This is a genomic window from Thiothrix litoralis (genome assembly GCF_017901135.1).
GTDB classification, from domain to species: domain Bacteria; phylum Pseudomonadota; class Gammaproteobacteria; order Thiotrichales; family Thiotrichaceae; genus Thiothrix; species Thiothrix litoralis.
Genome location: NZ_CP072801.1, coordinates 3,013,093 through 3,033,013 on the forward strand (window position 1 = coordinate 3,013,093; position 19,921 = coordinate 3,033,013).

Genomic DNA, 19,921 nt, shown 5'->3' on the forward strand with positions numbered 1-19,921 from the left:
TTACACCTCTGCCTGCTTTAACTGAGAATAAAGCGTCATACATGCCTCCACTTGGGTACGGGAAGGTTTACGCCGCACCGAAGTACAGCTCACCGCTTCGCCGTTGCGCACATTCAGGATAATAGTGGCGTAGACCCAATAGTAACGTCCATCTTTGCACAAGTTTTTAACATAACCATGCCACTTTTGGCCTTGCGTCACAGTATTCCAAGCCTCCTTGAAAAGGGATCTTGGCATATCTGGGTGCCGCAAAATATAGTGTGGCTGACCAATCAACTCCGCTTCGGTATAACCCGACATCTCAACAAATGCCTGATTACAATGGGTAATAACCCCTTGCAGGTCAGTCCGGGAAACAATCAACTTCCCTTCTGGGAAAGGAATTTCCTCGTCTTTCACCAGTACGCGCCGCGAAGTACCATCATAGTAATGCATCAGGTGCTCTCGGTAGGGTTCCTGTACATCCCGCGTAGTCATGTCTTCCATCGCATCTCTCCGTGTTGACCCCACGCAATCTGGTGCGCGGCACACTTACACCGCACACATTAAAAACTGCATTGACTGAGCAACTTTTTTATTATTATTTAAATAAATAAACGGTTTATTTAGCGCTACTTATACTTAAATGATTTTTCCAATATTTTCTGCGGCGCGTTTCACATCCAGGAAAATCAGGCCAAGACGGGCATTCGGCTTTGCGAGCACCGTCACCACAGCCTCATTACCGGCGTGCGTCATCAAAATATAGCCTCTGGCTCCCTTGATCAGCACTTGTTCGAGTGCACCACGAGCCAGTTCTTCAGCAGTGCGATCCCCCAATGACAACATGGCGGCACTCATCGCACCCACACGGTCTTCATCCATCCCGCCGGGAAGCATGGAAGCCATCATCAGGCCATCCGTGGACAGGACGGCAGAAGCCTCAATGTCAGCAGACGAACCATTCAGGTCACTCAGGATGGAGTTCAGCATTTCAGAGCGCATGGCGTTTTATCTCCTTGGTTATAAATCTTCATTCACAGTTAAACGGGTATTTCAATATTGCCGTAACGCATTTCCAGCGCCCACACCAAACGTTTAAAATCAGGCTGATTGAACTGCGGGATACCGCCGATAATCAGGGTAAAACGGTTCTGCCCGATATATAACGGCCAAAACCCCACCTCACTATTGCCACTAGCATCCACCAGACCCCAGGCACGCTGGCGGTAGCCCAAATTGCCGTGCAGTAATTCCTTATGGCGGGCATACACGGCTGTCAGGTTGGCACTCAATGCTGCCAGTTCTTCAGCCGCCTCATGGGTAAACCCAGCGCTGCCCAGATACAAACCCCGACTTTCTGCCAAAATCGCTTTGCCCTCATCCGACAAGGTACGCAGCAGTTTGGGCAGCAAGCGCTCCAAGGTTTTTTCCGGGGCTGTTTCACTGTTTTCCTGCCCCAAAATCAACCCGGCCTCCTGCATCCAGTGAACAAACTCTAGTGCCCGTTTTTTCTTGTAACCGCTCAACTCACAAGCCACATCCACCGTAAACAAGGGCGTAACAGCTTCTTGCAGCAAACGGTGTAAAAACAGTCGCCCTGGTTCTTCGGCATTATCCTGTACAGCGTAATAAGTACCCGCCGGGGTAATGCTTAAATGCAGGTTTTCAGTGAGTATGTATTCGCTCATCAGTTGATCACTCCCGGATCCAGCGAGAACAGCAACGCCTGAAGCAGCATGGTGATATCTTTATGGCTACGCGCATCCACCTCGAAAACAGGGGCTTGCAACGACAAGGATTCCAGATAATGCCGGTATTCGGGCAACCCTGGTTTGCGCTGCAAATCCATCCGGGTCACGCCCACCACCATTTGCTGTTTCTCGATAAAATCGCGGAATGCATTGGTGTAAAAGCGGATATCCTGAAAGGGATCATGGCGGGTATTATCCAGCAGCAGGATCAGGCCAATCCCGCCTTTGGTAAGAATGTCCCACATGAAATCGAAGCGCTCCTGACCGGGTGTGCCATACAAATGCACCCGCTCGTTGTCACTCAGACGGATCAGGCCGTAATCCATAGCAACAGTGGTTTGCGGCTTGCGGCTCTTGGTCATGTCCGACGCGTACTCATCGGTAGCAATCGGCTTGATATCACTGATGGAAGCAATAGCAGTGGTCTTGCCTGCACCCACGGGACCGGTAAAGATGATTTTACGGTTGATCATACTCATAAGGCTATTTCGTCCCCCCTCCCAACAAACGCTTCAAGAAGCGCGAGAAGAAACCACGGTTTTCTTGCTTTGGTTTCTCTTTTTCACGGCTCTTGAGTTTGTTCTGATCCATTTCAAACAGGTTAAGTGCGCTGGCGGCAGTATGGAATGCGAATACATACCGCTGCGGGATATTCAGCGCCTTGGCGATCTCCAGCGCATTGGCTGGACGCTGATGCCACAGGGCAGCAATACGCATAACGTGAGGGAACTGCTCCAGACGGGTCAGATTGGGCCAATATTTCAGGGAAATATTTTGCTCAATATCGACACCACGTCCCAAACGTCCCCGCGCAGTCAGCAGACTGCTCACCCATACAAACGCCTCAATATCCAGCAGCAGAGCATCCGCATCACCTTTAACGGGTGACTCCATTTGTTCAAGCTCTTTAGCGTCAGGTATATGTACCGCAAATTGCCCGGTTTGTACTGGATTATTGCACAGGGTGCGGAATTCTTCAGACCGAGTGTCCAGTGTACAGAAAGCCAACCCCTGTTTCGGCATCAGCAAGACGTAATCCTGCGAGGAAAACTTGAGATGAACGGTCTGTTGCGCTTCTCGCGCCTGCCGCCAAGCGTCCAATACAGTCGCTAATAAATAATTTTCTGGGGTAAACAGGGCAACCTCAGCCGCCGCGTGTACATCATCCTGCTCACCGCACAGGGCTTTCCAACGCTGCTCAGCCTCTTCATCTGATAACCCAGGCTCAACCGGACGATCGATTTCTTCCAGCGGAATATCGGTTTCTGCCGGGTCAGAAATCCCTGTCGGGGCACTCACATCGGCTGGCACGCTGGGGAAGGTGGCCTCTTCGGCATCCTCATCATCGGGCAGGTTAATCACTAGCGACCGTAGTTTTCTGTCCACACGATCAGGGCGTGCAGGTATCCCGAAAGGTTGGGGAAGGTCACGAAAATGCTGTCCGACGGGTTTTTCCGGGGGGGGATCGAGGGGCTTTTCAGCAATATCAGCTACTACCGCCCGCGCAGCAACTGGCGGGGATTTCTCGCTCGCCACCAGATCCTGAACCCGATCTACCGCATCCGTTAACGCCCTTGAGGTTAATGGTTTGGGTATCCAGATGCACTGGGGTAACTCCACCTGATGCACCGACAGAATAATGCCAGGCTTGTGCAAGACAAGCTGTTTTTGCCAATCTTCCTTGGCATCCGGGTGGTCATGGTCAAGAATAAAGGCATCAGCCTCGGCCTCTGTGACGACTTTGAATAAATTACGACCAGCGCCTGAGAAGAAAAACTCAAGAATCGCCCGGTTATGCGGGCTAATCGCCAGCAGCGCCACTTTCAAAGGGCCTGATTTGGGGTGTTTCAACATAAATCCAGCCTGCGTCTCGTTATTTTTTTACCATTGTTCTGATTCCTGCTGCTTTTCCAGCCACAGAGCCGAAACCTCGCTTCCATTTTCTTGTAGATGCCTAATCATGTTTGCCAGCCCATCCTTGCTGCGCGTGTACTGATAAATGTTGACAAGCTCTTCTTCCATCGCCGCATCCGCCCGGCCAGCAATGACTTCTGTTTCCAGCAATGCCTGTGCGGTATCCACCTGACCATACTCCAAACAGGCGAAGACTTCTTCCATAACCGTGGAATACTCCGCTGTTTCCTGACTACGTTCAATCGCCAGTAACTTGATTGATGCCGTATCCTGCCCTGTTGACAGCACTGAACCTTCGCGCCACTGCTGATACGCTTCAACACCCGCAGCATCGGCAGCCACCTGCAACCATTCCTGAAAGAACATCTCGTCGGCACGGCTCAAATCATCTTTCACCAAATGAAACAAACGCTCACGCAGCAGATGACCGGCATTACCCAAGGCAAGAAATAAGTCCTGTAAACTGCCAGCCAAACGGCTGCGCAAGACTTCTTGCTGCGCCAACAGGATGCGTTGGGTATGAGCACGCAAGTCATGCGGATAACGTCGAACATGATGCGAAAGAAAACGCCACGCCCTTAACGGCTCGGAATAGTGTTGAAGCCGGAGCTGGCGCTCAGACGCAAGACTAAAAGTTAAGGGCAATTCCGGCGGGGACTGCACACTCCCACTGCGCAATAATTTTTCTAGCATAGTTTCAGGGTCATGCAAAATACTCAACAGGTTATTTATAGTATATTCTAACGGGATACTAGAAGACTTTTTAATCATAGTCCATAAATGCCCCTGAAAAATATTTTTCTGATGAAAGGCGAAGTTCTCTATTTGCGCGATACTGCTACAATAGGGCAGTCAAATGATTAAGGCGAGAGGGAGCCGATGCTTTATCTGACCATACAAATTGCTTTCCTTTTAACCATTGCCAGCCTTATCGGCTTGGGAATTGGTTGGTGGCTATGCAATAAAACCACACAAACCCGTAGCACGCGGATGCCAGAAACATCCGATAACCCTTTTGATGCCCGCTTCCGGCTGGAGCAATGCCACCGTGACAACGCCACCCTGCGGCGCGACCTTAAGGAAGCGGAAGAACGTACAGAAAAACTCCAAGCGCGACTGGAAAACAGTTCCCAACAGGAAAGCGATGTGCTGGAACGTCTGGAAATGTATGAAATCCGCGTGCAAGCTTTGATGGACGACCTGCAAATGCGTGACGACACCATTGCCGTCCTAGAACATGAACTGGAGCAAATCCGTGATGATGGTAACAGCAGTAATAATGCATGATGTTTCCCATAACACCTGTTACTATCGCCCGATTATTCTGATTTTTCCAAACCCATTCATTAAGACGAACCCATGACCACCAGAAACGCCTCTTCAGCCTCGTTGCTTGAAAAAGACTTGGAAATTGTTGGCAACATCTCCTTCCAAAATAATTTATATGTCCATGGCAAAGTTAATGGCAATATTGCAGCGCCGATGGATTCCCGTGCCGCCTTGTATATTCAGGGAGATAGCGAAGTTACCGGCGAAATCCGGGCACCATTGGTGATTGTTTCGGGCAAAATATCCGGTGATGTATTTGCCTCGCGACGCATTTCACTTAAATCAACTGCTCAGATAAACGGCAATATTCACTACCTGGAAATACAGATGGACGAGGGAGCGGAGATTAATGGCGTGCTGGTTAGCATGAACAGTATATCTAATGCCCAATAAACCTGTATTAACATTTCATTAAAAACTTATACACGAACCCAAAAACAGTGCTACGATTAGCAGAGTAGGAATCCCCATCATAGGGAAGCAAGGATTGCTCATATAGATAAGGCAGTTTTCAAGGAATAAGGAAAATTGCCGAGTGTCGCATTCGTTCACAACGCTGCTGATACTTAATTATTTTTTCTAAAGTCAACTTTTGTGGAGATAAAACAATGACTCAATATCGTCTGCTGATCGCTGCGCTGCTGGCTGCTTTCGCTCTGACCGCTTGTGGCGAAAAAGCTGCTGAAGCGCCTAAAGCTGAAGCTGCTGCTGAACAAGCTGCACCAGCCGCTGAGCAAGCTGCTCCTGCTGCTGAACAAACTGCACCAGCCGCTGACCAAGCCGCTCCTGCTGCTGACCAAGCTGCACCAAAGTGATCACTAGCCGTTAGGCTGATGAGTACGAAACAGGGTGGATTTTTCCACCCTGTTTTATTTTGTGGGTATCCCTCCCTCTGGCATAATCAAACCATTATCCTTCAGGCAGGCCACACCCCATGAGTTATTACCAACACCACGTCTTTTTCTGCACCAATCAGCGTGAAAATGGCGAAGCCTGTTGTGCTACGTTCGATGCCCAAGCCATGCGTGATTATGCCAAGCAACGCACCAAGGCACTGGGGTTGCACAAAGACGGCCAATCCCGCATCAACTCAGCCGGTTGCCTCAACCGTTGCGCCGAAGGCCCCGTCATCGTCGTTTACCCCGAAGCCATCTGGTATACCTACGTCGATCAAACAGACATTGACGAAATCATCGAAAGTCACTTGCAACACGGTAAACCCGTCGAACGCCTCATGCTTGACCCCCAATAAGGGTGGCTGTCATGGAAAAATTGCACCATTACGCCCGTTTGGTACGGCTTGACCGGCCTATCGGCATCTACCTGCTGTTGTGGCCTACCCTCTGGGCTTTGTGGATCGCTGCCGAAGGTGTGCCGGATCTGACTATCTTGCTGGTTTTCATGGCAGGTGTGGTACTGATGCGCTCTGCCGGTTGCGCCATCAACGACTACGCAGACCGCGAAGTTGACCCGCACGTTGCCCGTACCAAAACCCGCCCGCTCGCCGCCGGGCTGATTACCCCCAAAGAAGCCCTGGGCGTATTTGCTGTACTGGGAATCCTCTCATTTTTGCTGGCGCTGCTGCTGAATGGCCTGACCATTGCCCTGTCACTGGTGGCTGTACTGCTAGCTGCCACTTACCCCTTCATGAAACGCTTTCACCATTTGCCGCAGGTACATCTCGGGGCAGCATTTGCATGGGCCATCCCGATGGCCTTCACGGCTGTCACCGGGGAAATGCCGCCCTTGGTGGCATGGTTGTTATTTCTGGCAGCGGTGTTGTGGACGACCGCCTATGACACCATGTACGCCATGTGTGACCGCGAAGATGACCTGAAAATCGGAGTGAAATCCACCGCCATCCTGTTCGGGCAACATGACCGCCTCCTGATTGGCGTACTGCAAGTGTTAACCCTGTTACTACTCGCGTGGGTAGGTATCCTCAGCAGCTTGGGTGGCGGGTATTGGTTCGGCTTGCTGGTGGCGGCAGGACTATCAGTTTACCAACAATGGCTGATCCGTCACCGTGAACCTTTACCGAGCTTGCAAGCCTTCCTGAATAACCACTGGCTGGGGATGGCCGTGTTTATCGGGCTTGCAGTTGATTATGCTTTCTGAGACAGATTCCGTTACAATCTTTGCTTTAAAGACACTTTTGAGCTTGCATTATGTCCAGACAATCCAGTTTTACCCGTGAAGAACTCCTGCAATGTGGCCGTGGCGAAATGTTCGGCCCCGGCAATGCCCAATTGCCCACCCCGAATATGCTGATGATGGATCGTGTTGTCGAAATCAGCGCTGACGGCGGTAAACACGGCAAAGGCCACATTCTCGCGGAACTGGATGTGACCCCTGACCTGTGGTTCTTTGACTGCCATTTCCCCGGCGACCCGGTGATGCCTGGCTGTCTGGGGTTGGATGCGATGTGGCAAATCATCGGTTTCTACCTCGCTTGGCTGGGCAACCCCGGTCACGGACGCGCCTTGGGTGTGGGCGAAGTGAAATTCTTTGGTCAAGTACTGCCAAAAGCCAAAAAAGTGACTTACAAGGTTGATTTGACACGGGTCATTACCCGCAAACTGGTGATGGGCATTGGCGATGCCAGCATGGAAGTAGACGGTCGTGAAATTTACACCGCCAAAGACCTGCGCGTCGGCCTGTTCACCTCAACGGACAACTTCTAACAGAACGCTTCTACGGAGTATTCCTGATGAAAAAGCCACTCGCTGCGGTACTACTGGGGCTAGCTGCCTTAAGCACCGCCCATGCTGAAGACAAGCCCGTTTACGACCGGATTGCTTTTGCCGTTACGGCAGAAAAAGAAGTAACCAACGATATGCTGGCGGCGGTGTTATACGCCGAGCAGCAAGGGCAAGATACCGTCGCGATGGCAGATGCCGTCAATCAATCCATCACTTGGGCACTGGAACTGACCAAACCGGAAACCGCCGTGGAAAGCCGCACCCTCAATTACACCACCAACCCGGTGTACACCGACGGGCGCGTCACCGGCTGGCAAGTCCGCCAAAGCATCCAGCTAAAAAGCAAGGACAGCAAAGCCCTTAGCGGCTTGCTCGGCAAATTGCAGGAAAAACTGCGTATTGAAGGCATCAACTACAGCGTTTCCCCCGAAGTTAAAGCTGAAACCGAAAAAGCCCTGATCGACCAAGCGCTGAAAAATTTCAAAGACCGTGCCGAACAACTCAAGGCCGGGATGGGGCGGGCAGAATACCGCGTAGTACGGCTGGATGTGCAAGCCGTTGGCGGCGAATCCCCTCCTATGCCGATGTACCGCATGGCAGCGATGTCAGCAGATGCCGCCCCCGCTGCCCCCTCGTTAGAAGGTGGCAAACAGAACTTGCAAGTCAATGTGCAAGCCGAGATTGAACTTTCACTGCAATAGCGTTAGTATGTTGCGCTTTTCGCACATACCGAATAACTTGAGGATTTCAACATGAAGCCCGGCATTCATCCAAACTACAGAGAAGTCGTCTTTCAAGACCTGACTAGCGGCTTCGCGTTTCTGACCCGCTCCACGGTCAACACCCGTGAAAACATTGCTTGGGAAGACGGCAAAGAATACCCACTGGTCAAAGTGGAAATTTCTAGCCAATCTCACCCGTTCTACACCGGCAAGCAAGCTGTTAATACAACTGCTGGTCGCGTGGAAAAGTTCAAGAACCGTTATGCTCGTGGCGGCAAGTAAGCCCTAGCAGACTGTTCGAGAATCATGCATTATTAAAAGGCGCTCGCAAGAGCGCCTTTTTTGTTTGTGATGGAGAATCAATAATGCGGCTAACCACTCTATTTACTAGCATCCTCCTCAGCAGCGCAGTTGTGCTGGGTGGATGTTCCGCCAACCCAGTATCCGGCAAAAACGAACTTGCCCTCATGTCAGAGGCAGAAGAAATTCAGACCGGTCAACAAGCTCATCAGGAAATGCTTGCGAAAAGCCCCCCCTACCAGAACGCAGCACTCCAAGCCTACGTCAGCCGGGTTGGGCAACTCATGGCGGCACAAAGCCCCCGCCAGAATATACGTTTTACCTTTACCGTACTGGATGACGTAGCAGTCAATGCTTTTGCCTTACCCGGTGGCTATGTCTATATCACCACTGGTTTAATGGCCTACTTGAATTCCGAGGCTGAACTTGCCGGGGTATTGGGGCATGAAATCGGTCACGTCTCAGCACGTCACAATGTCAGCCAAGCCTCATGGAGTACGGTGGGTGGCATTCTCACCACGATGGCAGGTGAACAACTGGGCAATAAAGAATTATTTAACACCATCGGCGAACTTGGTCTGAACAGTTACAGCCGTAATCAAGAACTTGATGCCGACGGGCTGGGGGCACAATTCCTCGCCCGTGCCGGTTATGACCCTGCCAACATGGCGAACGTCATTGCTACCCTGCAAGCCTACGATCAATTCAATGGCAATACCTCTGACTCTTACCGCGACCTGTTTTCCACCCACCCTAACAATGACGTGCGCCTGCAACAACTGATCAGTCAAGCACGCCAATACGGCGGCGGTGGGCGCGACCCCGGTCGTGAAACCTACTTGCGCCAACTGGAAGGCTTGCGCCTGCCACTGGGTAACGGGCAAACCGTACAGGTACGGCTGATCACAGCAAGCCCCGGCGATAATTTTACCACATTGGCGCAATCCAGCCGCCTGAGCAACAACGCCGCCGCACATTTGCGGGTACTGAACGGCCTATACCCGAACGGCGAACCTAGCCCCGGCCAATTACTCAAGACCATACATTGACATCCTCCCCTCCCTAAAGGACGAGGATTCCTCCTGCGAGACGGCTATGCCCAGCCGCGAGAATGTTGCGGGCTGCATTGACATCTCTGTCGTGCAGCGTGCCACAGTTGGCACACATCCACTCCCTTATTCCAAGCCCTGCTCTACCTTTCGGACTGTTGACGGAAAGACTTCCGCAACACGAACAAGTCTGGGTACTGTACGCTTCGTTGACTTCTTCAAACACCACTGACCGCGCGATCGCTTTGTATTTCAGTTGGGTTTTAAGCATGAACCAGCCTGCATCCAAGACGCTTTTCGCCATCGTGGTTTTCGCTAGGCCAGCACTGCTGACGTTGCCGACGAATATAGCACCGTGCTGTTGCACCAGTGCTGTGGTGAATTTGTGGGTGTCGTCCTTGCGTTGGTGTTTGATTTTGGCATGAATGGCTTTCACTCGCCGTTTTTGTTTGGCGCGTTGAGCTTTACCGAGCTTCACTTCAAGATTTCGGTAACGCTGCTGGCGTTCCAGCACCCTGCCATCGCTACAAGTGGCCGTGGTTTTTAAGCCAAGGTCAATGCCAATCGCGGTTTGGCTTTCATTTGTAACAACTTCAACCTGCACCACCACATTGAAATACCAACGTCCCCGTGCATCTTCGGAAAACGAGCCGGAACGGAAGGCGTATTGTGACAAACCGTAACTGTCCCACACTTTGAAAAAATGTTTGTTGTAACGGACTTGTCCGTCCTTCCAAACCGCCGCACCCGACTTGAAGGGAATCCAGCCCAGCGAACGTTGGGAGCCACCGGAAATCCGCCAGCGCAATTTGTCTTTTTTGAAATGTTTGCGGGCTTTCGCGTGGGCCTCAGTGACTTCTTGCACGGTTTGCGAATGCAGGTTGAAGCCGCGCTCTTTTTTGTACGCTGCCTGTTGTTTGGCTAGGTCGAAGGCGGTGATGTTACTGCGTAGCCAACCCACGCCGGGAATGGCGATATTGCTGTATTCTGCTGTGTAAGCATTGGCGAAATTCCACACCTGATTGCACTCAAACGCCCACTGACGCAACACGGGCGCGTGTTTGTCGCGGATGCGAACTTTGAGCGTTTTCAAGGTGGTTGTGGCTGGATTCATGGGGTAGAGTGTAGCGGCATGATGGCAAAAAACCACTGAGTGGACGATACTTCATCAGAGAAAGCCGAAGACGCTTATATCCTCGCCCTGAAGGACGAGGTTTTACGCGATTACTGATAAGATCAGTACGCACCCAGTTAGCACGCACTTTATTACACCGGATCTCAGCAAGGCGGAGGAGCCATGTCAAACTTGAAAGAAGATGCGTTGAAATATCACGCAGAACCACGTCCCGGCAAAATTGCTACGGCTATTACTAAACCCACTGTTACTCAGCGTGACCTGTCATTGGCTTACACGCCGGGCGTCGCCGAACCGGTACGCGAAATCCACAAAGACCCGGAAGCCGCTTACCTGTACACCGGCAAGGGCAATCTGGTCGCGGTCATTTCCGATGGTTCAGCGGTGCTGGGTTTGGGTAATGTCGGCGCACTCGCGGGCAAACCCGTCATGGAAGGCAAGGGCGTCCTGTTCAAACGCTTTGCTGACATCGACGTGTTTGACATCGAAGTGGCCACGCAAGATGTGGAAGAATTCATCACCGTCGTCAAGAACATCGCAGGAACCTTCGGTGGCATTAATCTGGAAGACATTTCCGCGCCACGCTGTTTCGAGATCGAAAAGCGCTTGCAGGAAATGCTCGATATTCCAGTATTCCACGATGACCAACATGGCACGGCCACGATTATTTCTGCCGGGCTGATGAATGCACTGGAAATTCAGGGCAAAAAACTGGAAGACGTGAATATTGTCTGCGTCGGTGCAGGTGCTGCCGGGGTAGCCTCCATGAACCTGCTGACGGCTCTGGGTGCGAACAAGCAAAAGCTGCTGATGGTGGATAGCAAAGGCGTATTGCACACCGGGCGTACTGACTTGAATGCATTCAAACGCGATTATGCGGTGGAAACGGACAAACACACCTTGGCAGATGCTTGCCGGGGTGCGGATGTGTTCATTGGCCTATCGGGTCCCAATGTCATGAGCGTCGACATGCTCAACAGCATGGCAGCTAATCCGATTGTGTTTGCCCTGTCTAACCCTGACCCGGAAATTGCGCCAGCCGTGGCACTGGCGGCACGTGATGACCTGCTGATGGCTACCGGACGCAGTGATTACCCCAACCAGATCAATAACGTGCTGGGTTTCCCGTTCCTGTTCCGTGGAGCGTTGGATGTACGCGCCCGCTGCATCAATAACGAGATGCTGAAAGCGGCGGTGTATGCTTTGGCGGAATTGGCACGGGAACCTGTCCCCGCTGAAGTGTTGACGGCTTATAGCCTCGACAGTTTGTCATTCGGCAAGCATTACATTATCCCGACCCCGTTCGACCCGCGTTTGCGTGAACGTGTACCGGCTGCCGTATCCAAAGCGGCAGTGGCATCCGGGGTAGCCCGTTTGCCTTATAACCCGTTGTAAGGGGTTAACGCTGGTGGCGCCTGCGGGTTAAGCTGCGGGCGCTGTGTCGGCGTCAGGCTTAGCTTTTCACCGTCATGACGAATACAGTAACGCAAGCCTAAACGGTAACAACGCTGGGCATTTTCCGGCTCTTTCATGGTTTCCAGCAATTCTGCCAGTTCCAGATAGCCTTCGGCATTCGGGGTCTGGTTAAGGCTGGACTCGTAATAGCTTTTCGCCATGCCCCACAGCTTTTGCTGGTTGTAAAGACGCGCTAACAGCAGCAGCAAAGCTGGGTTATTATCGGCTTGGCTGAGTTGCCATTTTTCCGCTTGCTGAATGGTGCTCCCCAAACTGTGGTGCTGGGTACGCCCGAATAAATCCGCCAAGCCATCATCCCAACGCTTATTGAGGATATTGCTGATCAGGCCATTGCAGGCCAAATCATCCCCAGCAGTGTGCAAGGCTTTGGCGTACAACAAAATCGCATCGTGGTTTTCGCGAATCGGAGTGGGAAGTTTTTTCCACATCGCTTGGAGTTTGTCGGTATGCCCTTCTTTGGCATAGTGCTGGAACATGGCTTGTAAGGTTGCGCCTTGCACCTTACTCATCTCATCGTTTTTCAGCAGACTCTGTTTTGCCAAATCCGGTAATAAGCCGAGTAGCGCCTCCCAACTTTCCTGCCGATACAACACTTTTGCAAGCAACTTCAGTACATAAGGGTGCTTGGGTGACAGTTCACGCAACCGCACCAAAGTGGCATGAGCTTGCTCAAATTGCTCGCTACCAAATTGCATTTCTGCTTGCGACACACCCACGGCAACATTGGCTTTACTGTCGCTTTCAATCGCCTGCTTGAGGAGTTCGTCACGGCGTTCGTAGGCTTCGCGCATGTGCGCCGCACGAGCCGCCGCCAAATAATTTAGCAGCGGGGTATCACTGTAAGGGGCATGATCAACCAGTAGCTTTTCAGCCTTATCCCAATGGCCTTCGGTTAATTGGATCAAGCCTTGGGTCAAGGCACGGTTGGCCTTGCTGCCCAAACGCGCGGCACGGAAACGGCTGAAACTGCGGCGCATCCCGAAGCCGTGACGCAACAAGGCTACAAACACGTAAAAAGCCACACACGCCAGTAAAATAAGGGCGGCGAGGGTGGCGGTCTTCATTTCCAGACTCCACACCCCCCAGGTAATGGTGGTGATGCCCGGATTCAACAATACCCACTGCCCCAGCCAGAACACCACCGCCACCACAATCAGCAACACGATCAGATAAAAGATCATTCGTGTTTACCCCCTTCTTTTTTGGCCTTCTCGGTGGGTTCGTCGGCGGATTTTTCGGGAGCATCAACCGCTACCGTCGCCTTTTGCTCGACAGCCTCGGTATGGCGGGCGCTTTCCAGTTGTTTGAGACTCGCGGAAATATCCGGGGTAGTCGGCTGCAATTCCAGCTTATCGAAACCTTCCAACTCAGTCAGCAAGGGCTTGGCCAGATCGGCAGGGTAATACGTGCTGACTGCATCACGAATCAGCCCAAGCTGGGCATGGAAACCGGCATTATCACGCTCCAGCACCAGCAACCGTAAGGTCTCCAGGCGCACCCGTAACAGTTGGAACAGGTGCAAGCGGGCATCCGCATCCATCTGCATCTGAATAGGCTTGTCATGCTGGCGTATCACGATAGCATCATCAAACGCATCCGCCACTTTGCGCTTGTAATCAGCCCACAGGGAATTGCCATCTGCGGCGGCAGCGTCCTCAGTCAAGGCCAGCGGCTCACCCTGAGTCGGCGTGGTATTCAAGGCTGGCAAGGGTTTCAGCCCCAATATCAGCGCGTTGATGTGTTGGGAAGTACCCGCAATATCAGGAACAGCCGTAGCTTCCAGCGTGGAAATATCCTGTGCAATCTGTTGGCGTACCGGCAAGTAATTGACCGAGCCAACTTTCGCCAGCACCCCATCTGCTTCTTTCAGCGCAGCAGTAGCGGCTTTCACATCCCGTGCCAAATGCAGTTGGCGGCTCGCCAATTGCAACAGGAATTCGACTTCGGCAATTTGCCATTCACTGGCACTGGCAGGTGCGGCATTTTGTTGCATCTTGGCTTGCAAAAACGTGACCTGCTCCACCTGTGAAGCCACCGTATCAGCAAACTGGCGGGTCTGGTTCTGGATGCGAGACATTTCCTGAATCATTTGATCGTTAGCCGCCAAGGTTTTCGAGGTTTTCGCTTCCAGATCCTTACGCAAGGTATCGAGTGCATCACTGGCCGGTACAGACTGTAATTTCTCGCGTAATGTCGCAATTTCACTTGCATTGGCACGCGCCCGGTCATTCATACGCTGCCAATGTTTGTAACCTGCGGCAATGCCGATAACGGTGAAGAGTAGGGATAAAATCGCAATAAACAAGGCAAAACGCGCACTGGCGCTACGCGGGGAATCCGCTTTGGCACTGAGATTATCGACGGCATCAACAGTAGTGTCGAAGGTTGTATTGTCAGCTTGGTGTGTCGCTGGTTTATCAATCATTATTGTCGTTCCTGTACCCAATGCGTGAGTGCTTGAAACATGGCCTCATCGCTGGGGTTATCTGCCATGACGAGGGTTCCGCTGAACCCGGCTTGCCGTGCCGTCTCCAGCATACGCTGGCTGCCAAGCAGCAGGGGAACCGTTTTTATCCAGTCAGGATTATCCAGCATAACGAGCAGGTTCAATATCCCCTCGCTGCTAGTGACGGCAATTATATCAAGCTGGCGCTGTTCATGGTGTTGTTTCAGGTGACTGGCATCAACTTTTGGGCAAATCCGTTGGTAAACGGCCACCTGATCGACGCTTGCGCCGCGTTCGCGCAAGGTATCCGCGAGCAATTCCCGACCTTCACTCCCTCGAAAGATCAGAATACGCCTACCCGCCAATGCTTGGGTTTGCGACAGCGCCAGAAAATCTTCGCTGGTAAACCCCGTTGCCGGAACCCATTGCACCGTAAAACCGTGCTGCTGCAAGGCGCTGGCGGTCTTTTTACCAATCGCCCCTAGCGTCATGGCCTGTAAGTGCTGTTGTTGGAGCGCATCCAGCAACTTCAAACCAAACGCCACCGCGTTAGCACTGATAAACAACGCAGTATCGTAGCGGGATAAATCAGCAAATTGGGCGCTGGCAACGCGCAAATCGTCGGGTTGACACACTTCCACCACCGGGAACAACAGCGCCTGCGCCCCCGCCTCTGTCAATAAATGCTGGAAACCGCTGGCCTGATGCGCCGGGCGTGTCACCAGAACCGTCAAACCGCGCAGGGTTTCAGGCATGAATACCCAGTGACGCCAACACTTTGTCGCCACCCTGCGCCAGCAAGTCTTCGGCTACGGCGATACCCAAAGATTCCGGGTCAACCACACAGCCGCGCTGTTCACACGTGTACACGGCGGAACCATCCGGGAAACCGATCAGGCCACGCAAGCGTAATCCGCCATCTTCCAGCTCGGCAAAACCGGCCACCGGCACTTGGCAACCACCGTTGAGGCGCTGGTTCATGGCACGCTCGGCGCGTACCCGCACGGTGGTTTCGGCATGACGCAAGGGCGCGAGCAGATTTTCCACGCGTGGGTCGTTACGACGACATTCAATGCCGACCGCGCCTTGCCCAATCGCAGGCAAGCTCTGTTCGGTCGACAGGTAAGCGGTAATGCGCGGCTGGAATTCGAGGCGGATCAACCCCGCAGCGGCGAGGATAATGGCATCGTATTCACCGTTATCCAGCTTCGACAAACGTGTGTTGACGTTGCCGCGCAAATCCCTGATCTGCAAATGCGGGTAACGCGCCCGGATTTGAGTCTGGCGACGCAAGCTGGATGTACCCACAATCGCGCCTTCCGGCAATGCATCGAGCGTTGAGTAACGGTTGGAAACAAACGCATCGCGGGGGTCTTCGCGCTCCAGAATAATCGGCAGGTGCAAACCTTCGGGGAATTCCATCGGCACATCTTTCATGGAATGCACCGCAATATCGGCTGTGCCCTCCAGCATCCCGACTTCCAGTTCCTTGACGAATAAACCCTTGCCACCGATTTTGGAGAGCGGGCTATCGAGAATTTTGTCACCTCGCGTAACCATACCTACCATTTCAATCTGGAGGCCGGGGTGAAGTTCCTGTAAGCGGCGGGCAACGTGTTCAGCTTGCCACATAGCGAGGGGACTGGTGCGGGTTGCGATACGGATAATCTCGGCCATGATTCCTGCGGGTGTCTGCTTCAGTAATACCTTGGCACTTTACGGCAAATGCGGGGCAACTTCCATCCTTGAGAAATATTTACGAAGAAACTTTGCACATAAGTCTTGTGTTTTTTCAGATTCAGGCTACATTAAGGTTACGACCAACGGAATGTAAAAATAACATGGAAGTTATCCTTATCTCTTCCTCTTAACGTGGTTGTTCAAGGACGGGTGAGATGATCAGCCCCCATAATGTCTCACTTGCAACGTGCCGGATCTTTAGCCCGGATCCGGCACATCCTTGATTATTTATTCCATTCATGTTTCACAAGGCTCACATCTAAATCCTTACCACACCTGTGCTTGAAGAGGCTGGACTTCCCCGTCAGGCTTGCCCAGCAAATCTTTACAAAAAAAACCGAAGTCCGTCAGCAGGTTGGTGTAGGTGGCGGGCATAATGACCTCCCGGGTTGTGATGCTGTGGTCATTTTAGCATAGCGAGTTGCTGGATAACCGCCAAGGGCAAACCCGCCACTTGAGCGATTTCTTCATCCGACAAAGCCCCCAGTTGGAGCAGTTGACGGGCAATACTTTCTGCTTTGGCATAGGCACCTTCCTCTCGGCCTTCTTCTCGGCCTTCCTCCCGCCCTTTTTCCCGCCCGATCTGAATACCTTCCTGCCGCCCCTCCTCACGGGCAGTGACTTCCGAGTTCTTCAAATCCCGCAGATACTTCAAGCTTTCCTCGTAACGCTGCCGGTCTTGCGGGTCAAAGTGTGCCAGTTCCGCAATGGCGAACAGGCGGCGGAACACGTCCTCGGTAAACTGGTCGGGCACATCGGTCAGTTCTGCCAGATGGCGGAAGGTGTACAGCCATTTGTCTTGCAGGCTATCGAGCTGTTCCAGCGTCTTGGTAAAGCGCGGCAAGACCACATAAATGAAATGCAGCTTGTCGAAAAAGGGTTGGTTATCCTGATCCTTGAGTTGGGCGTAATACAGCACTTTTTGCGCTGCATCCTCCATCAAAAAGTCGAGGATGCCGATGGTGTAAACCGTGGAGAGTTTGTAATCCCATTCCCCCTGTTTGGCCTGCTCCTGAATCGCGAAGGTGGCGTAATACAAGCTACGATCCTTGAAATAACGTTGCTTGACCTTTTGCAGCTCAATAATGAAACGTTCGCCGCTGGTACTCATGCAATTAAGATCGAAAATGGCACGCCGATCCACCGGGCTGACGCCTTGGTATTCATTCTTAGTGTATTGCAGGTCAGCAATCTGGTGGTGGTCGGGCAGCAGGGTATTGAGGAAACTGATCAACAGTTCTTTATTGGGTTCTTCGCCGAACAGTTTCTTGAAACCGAAGTCCGTCAGCGGGTTGATGTAGGTGGCGGGCATAATGACCTCCGGGGTTGTGATGCTGTGGTCATGTTAGCATGTTTGCCGTTCTGCCCGCCAAACCACAATCTTAGGGGCACGCGAGGGTGTGACCGGAAGTGATGCATGGTCTAATATCCGGTTAATATTCCCATTAAACGAGTACCTGCCTGTTAGACAAGCCAACGCAGATAGCCCAACGTCTTGCCCACCATCCCGCACTTCAGGAACGGATGAATCCCTCTTGAACATCATGGAATCGAGTGGGGATGACTTGAAACGCGCCGATGAAGCAGAACGGCAGATAACCGAAACCCTGCGCCAACTGGGACACGATGCGCTGTCCGGTTGGGCACAACGGCATGAGGAAGCCGCCGCCGACCAAAGCCGACAGGAAGCGGGTTGGCGTCCTATGGGGAAAAAAACGCTACTGGCACAGCACCTACGGATTGATTGAAGTGACCGAACGGCTGTTCCGCCACGGCGGGGGTACGTTGCCGGGGTGTGTCCGCGCCGCTGCAACGGGTGGTCACGGATTTTGGGGTGGATCATCCTTTCCGGCAGGTGAGTGAAAAACTTCAGGAACATTATGGCATCACCTTGCCCCCGGAAACGGTTCGGCAGACGACGGAACGTCATGGACGCCTGATGCTGGACAATACGGTACTGGAAACGGCTCGGCCTGAAAGTCCGGGAAAAGCCTGTGTGCTCTGTTTTGGCATTCAGGGCACTTACCTGGTGGATTTTTACCATCTGAGCGAATACCTAGCGGAAGCCGCCCCATCCTGTTCCCCTGACACCGCCGCAGGGCTGGAACAGCAGCAAGAGGAATTGAAAGCCAACCGTTCCGCCAAGGTACTGTCAAGCGCTGTTGCAAAGCCTCAAAATTATTCGCCAGCAAAACACGCATTACCGGCAAACGTTCTGGCGGGCGCTCCAGCAAATAACGCCCCAGCACCACGCCCGCCGCGAACAGCGCCAGCAAACGCTGGGAAGTCATCCCTTTCAACATAAGCACTCCTCATGACGGCCACTCAGTTCACGCAATAATGACGGAACATCGCCTCCTGCAAACCTGCCACCACCTTAAACATCACCTTCAGATGATGGCGCTCCTCACTCGATAAATCAGCCAATAGCAGCAAATTATCCGGCGCGATACCCTGCTGAATTTGCCGTACCTGATGCTGCAAGCGCAAACCGCCGATGCAGTCCAACGCCTCAATCAGATCGTGGGCATCCCCTGCATTCATCACCCCGTGGCTTGCCAGTGCCAGCAGCCTTGCGGCGGTATTCACCTCCGGCAAACCCTGCGCCAGCGCATACACCCGTGCCATGTCGATTACCGGCACGACACCGCCTTTCTTCAAGTCTATGACCTTTTCGCCATTCGTGTTGCGCTGCGATGAAAATCCTCCCCAAAAACGCAGGGGTGGGTGGAATGACCGGGCGTTCTCTGCCAGCAAAATCTGAAACAATTCATGACTGTGGGTGCGTGCCAACAGATCATCCCGTAAGTCATGCCACAAACTGGCTTCCCCATAAATACCGCGCAAGTCAAAAAAGATGGTGGCATTCAACAAGGCCAGGGGTTCCGGCGTTTCGATCCAATGACGGAATTGCGCTTGCCATACATGCAGCGGTTGTCGCCATTGCGGGTTGGTCGCCATGATATTGCCGGGGCAATACACATACCCACAGGCTGCCAGACCATCACTGACAAATTGCGCGACTTGCAAGAAATATGCATCGTGTCGTTCTGGCTGGAAGGTATCCGCCAGAATCATGGCGTTATCCTGATCCGAATGGGCGCTTTGCTCGTTACGCCCCATCGAACCCGCCACAATAAACGCATAGGGAATCGGTGGGCTGCCAAAACGTGCCTCCGCCAATACCAGCAGACGCTGGGTAATGGCCTGCCCGCATTGACTGAGGGTATACACGGCATCGCCAGAGGCAACACCATTCTGAACCATCTGCACCAATACCGCTGGCAAACGCTGGCTAAAACCGACCAAAGCCGCCACATCGGGGGCTGCGCCAATATCGTTGCTTAACACCTGCGCATGATGGGTATACATGCA

Annotated in this window: 25 protein-coding genes; 12 read left to right on the forward strand and 13 right to left on the reverse strand. The window is 52.7% G+C overall.

Features of this window, described 5'->3' with window-relative positions:
- From J9253_RS14580 to J9253_RS14605, 6 genes are all read right to left on the reverse strand, one after another.
- On the reverse strand, window positions 1-486 hold the full coding sequence (locus J9253_RS14580) for a PAS domain-containing protein (RefSeq protein ID WP_210221646.1): 486 nt from the start codon (window positions 484-486) through the stop codon (window positions 1-3).
- Window positions 487-621: 135 nt separating this feature from the next.
- Entirely contained in the window at window positions 622-984 is a 363-nt protein-coding gene (locus J9253_RS14585; RefSeq protein ID WP_028488505.1) for a roadblock/LC7 domain-containing protein, read from the reverse strand.
- Window positions 985-1,022: 38 nt separating this feature from the next.
- Entirely contained in the window at window positions 1,023-1,670 is a 648-nt protein-coding gene (locus tag J9253_RS14590; protein WP_210221647.1) for a hypothetical protein, read from the reverse strand.
- Entirely contained in the window at window positions 1,670-2,212 is a 543-nt protein-coding gene (locus J9253_RS14595; protein ID WP_210221648.1) for a GTP-binding protein, read from the reverse strand. Before J9253_RS14595 ends, J9253_RS14590 begins: the two co-directional genes overlap by 1 nt.
- Before the next feature lie 4 nt (window positions 2,213-2,216).
- Entirely contained in the window at window positions 2,217-3,587 is a 1,371-nt protein-coding gene (locus tag J9253_RS14600; RefSeq protein ID WP_210221649.1) for a hypothetical protein, read from the reverse strand.
- 27 nt (window positions 3,588-3,614) lie between these two features.
- Window positions 3,615-4,340, reverse strand: coding sequence for a hypothetical protein (locus J9253_RS14605; RefSeq protein ID WP_210221650.1), 726 nt, complete (start codon window positions 4,338-4,340; stop codon window positions 3,615-3,617).
- 186 nt (window positions 4,341-4,526) lie between these two features.
- Here J9253_RS14605 and J9253_RS14610 point away from each other — a divergent pair, with 186 nt between their 5' ends.
- The 9 genes from J9253_RS14610 to J9253_RS14650 all read left to right on the forward strand — a co-directional run bounded on the left by J9253_RS14610 (window position 4,527) and on the right by J9253_RS14650 (window position 9,749).
- Window positions 4,527-4,934, forward strand: a complete 408-nt coding sequence (locus J9253_RS14610; protein ID WP_210221651.1) for a hypothetical protein — start codon at window positions 4,527-4,529, stop codon at window positions 4,932-4,934.
- Between the two features lie 72 nt (window positions 4,935-5,006).
- Window positions 5,007-5,369 (forward strand): bactofilin family protein, encoded by a 363-nt coding sequence (locus J9253_RS14615; protein WP_210221652.1) that lies wholly within the window; start codon window positions 5,007-5,009, stop codon window positions 5,367-5,369.
- Window positions 5,370-5,584: 215 nt separating this feature from the next.
- Entirely contained in the window at window positions 5,585-5,791 is a 207-nt protein-coding gene (locus J9253_RS14620; protein ID WP_210221653.1) for a hypothetical protein, read from the forward strand.
- Between the two features lie 119 nt (window positions 5,792-5,910).
- Window positions 5,911-6,228 carry a (2Fe-2S) ferredoxin domain-containing protein gene (locus J9253_RS14625; RefSeq protein WP_210221654.1) on the forward strand — a complete coding sequence of 106 codons (318 nt, stop codon included), beginning with the start codon at window positions 5,911-5,913 and terminating at the stop codon, window positions 6,226-6,228.
- 11 nt (window positions 6,229-6,239) lie between these two features.
- Window positions 6,240-7,094 (forward strand): 4-hydroxybenzoate octaprenyltransferase, encoded by an 855-nt coding sequence (gene ubiA, locus J9253_RS14630; protein ID WP_210221655.1) that lies wholly within the window; start codon window positions 6,240-6,242, stop codon window positions 7,092-7,094.
- Between the two features lie 50 nt (window positions 7,095-7,144).
- A complete protein-coding gene (gene fabA, locus J9253_RS14635; RefSeq protein WP_028488495.1) occupies window positions 7,145-7,660 on the forward strand; it encodes a 3-hydroxyacyl-[acyl-carrier-protein] dehydratase FabA in 516 nt (171 codons plus the stop codon).
- A 26-nt stretch (window positions 7,661-7,686) separates the two neighbouring features.
- Window positions 7,687-8,379, forward strand: a complete 693-nt coding sequence (locus J9253_RS14640) for an SIMPL domain-containing protein (protein WP_210221656.1) — start codon at window positions 7,687-7,689, stop codon at window positions 8,377-8,379.
- A 51-nt stretch (window positions 8,380-8,430) separates the two neighbouring features.
- On the forward strand, window positions 8,431-8,682 hold the full coding sequence (locus J9253_RS14645) for a type B 50S ribosomal protein L31 (RefSeq protein ID WP_028488493.1): 252 nt from the start codon (window positions 8,431-8,433) through the stop codon (window positions 8,680-8,682).
- An 83-nt stretch (window positions 8,683-8,765) separates the two neighbouring features.
- Complete coding sequence (locus J9253_RS14650) at window positions 8,766-9,749, forward strand: M48 family metalloprotease (protein WP_210221657.1); 984 nt, start codon at window positions 8,766-8,768, stop codon at window positions 9,747-9,749.
- Window positions 9,750-9,762: 13 nt separating this feature from the next.
- Here J9253_RS14650 and J9253_RS14655 read toward each other — a convergent pair whose 3' ends face one another.
- Window positions 9,763-10,863 (reverse strand): RNA-guided endonuclease InsQ/TnpB family protein, encoded by a 1,101-nt coding sequence (locus J9253_RS14655; protein WP_210221658.1) that lies wholly within the window; start codon window positions 10,861-10,863, stop codon window positions 9,763-9,765.
- 183 nt (window positions 10,864-11,046) lie between these two features.
- Between J9253_RS14655 and J9253_RS14660 the strand changes: the two genes are divergently transcribed.
- The gene (locus J9253_RS14660) at window positions 11,047-12,279 is read left to right on the forward strand and encodes a malic enzyme-like NAD(P)-binding protein (protein ID WP_210221659.1); all 1,233 of its coding nucleotides are present in this window, start codon (window positions 11,047-11,049) and stop codon (window positions 12,277-12,279) included.
- On the opposite strand, the gene J9253_RS14665 is transcribed toward J9253_RS14660, so the two are convergent.
- The 5 genes from J9253_RS14665 to J9253_RS14685 form a co-directional block, all read right to left on the reverse strand.
- Entirely contained in the window at window positions 12,264-13,541 is a 1,278-nt protein-coding gene (locus J9253_RS14665) for a heme biosynthesis protein HemY (RefSeq protein WP_210221660.1), read from the reverse strand. The two genes, J9253_RS14660 and J9253_RS14665, sit on opposite strands and share 16 nt — an antisense overlap.
- The gene (locus J9253_RS14670; RefSeq protein WP_210221661.1) at window positions 13,538-14,785 is read right to left on the reverse strand and encodes a uroporphyrinogen-III C-methyltransferase; all 1,248 of its coding nucleotides are present in this window, start codon (window positions 14,783-14,785) and stop codon (window positions 13,538-13,540) included. The genes J9253_RS14665 and J9253_RS14670 overlap by 4 nt, the downstream gene beginning before the upstream one ends.
- The gene (locus J9253_RS14675) at window positions 14,785-15,561 is read right to left on the reverse strand and encodes a uroporphyrinogen-III synthase (protein WP_210221662.1); all 777 of its coding nucleotides are present in this window, start codon (window positions 15,559-15,561) and stop codon (window positions 14,785-14,787) included. The genes J9253_RS14670 and J9253_RS14675 overlap by 1 nt, the downstream gene beginning before the upstream one ends.
- Window positions 15,554-16,483, reverse strand: a complete 930-nt coding sequence (gene hemC, locus J9253_RS14680) for a hydroxymethylbilane synthase (protein WP_210221663.1) — start codon at window positions 16,481-16,483, stop codon at window positions 15,554-15,556. The genes J9253_RS14675 and hemC overlap by 8 nt, the downstream gene beginning before the upstream one ends.
- A 466-nt stretch (window positions 16,484-16,949) precedes the next feature.
- Window positions 16,950-17,858, reverse strand: a complete 909-nt coding sequence (locus J9253_RS14685; RefSeq protein ID WP_210221664.1) for an Rpn family recombination-promoting nuclease/putative transposase — start codon at window positions 17,856-17,858, stop codon at window positions 16,950-16,952.
- Window positions 17,859-18,081: 223 nt separating this feature from the next.
- Here J9253_RS14685 and J9253_RS14690 point away from each other — a divergent pair, with 223 nt between their 5' ends.
- Window positions 18,082-18,294, forward strand: coding sequence for a hypothetical protein (locus tag J9253_RS14690; RefSeq protein ID WP_210221665.1), 213 nt, complete (start codon window positions 18,082-18,084; stop codon window positions 18,292-18,294).
- A 47-nt stretch (window positions 18,295-18,341) separates the two neighbouring features.
- Entirely contained in the window at window positions 18,342-18,851 is a 510-nt protein-coding gene (locus J9253_RS14695) for a hypothetical protein (protein ID WP_210221666.1), read from the forward strand.
- 20 nt (window positions 18,852-18,871) lie between these two features.
- Here the strand turns inward: J9253_RS14695 and J9253_RS14700 are convergent, their stop codons facing one another.
- The gene (locus J9253_RS14700) at window positions 18,872-19,918 is read right to left on the reverse strand and encodes a DUF294 nucleotidyltransferase-like domain-containing protein (RefSeq protein WP_210221667.1); all 1,047 of its coding nucleotides are present in this window, start codon (window positions 19,916-19,918) and stop codon (window positions 18,872-18,874) included.
- Window positions 19,919-19,921 lie beyond the last annotated feature (3 nt).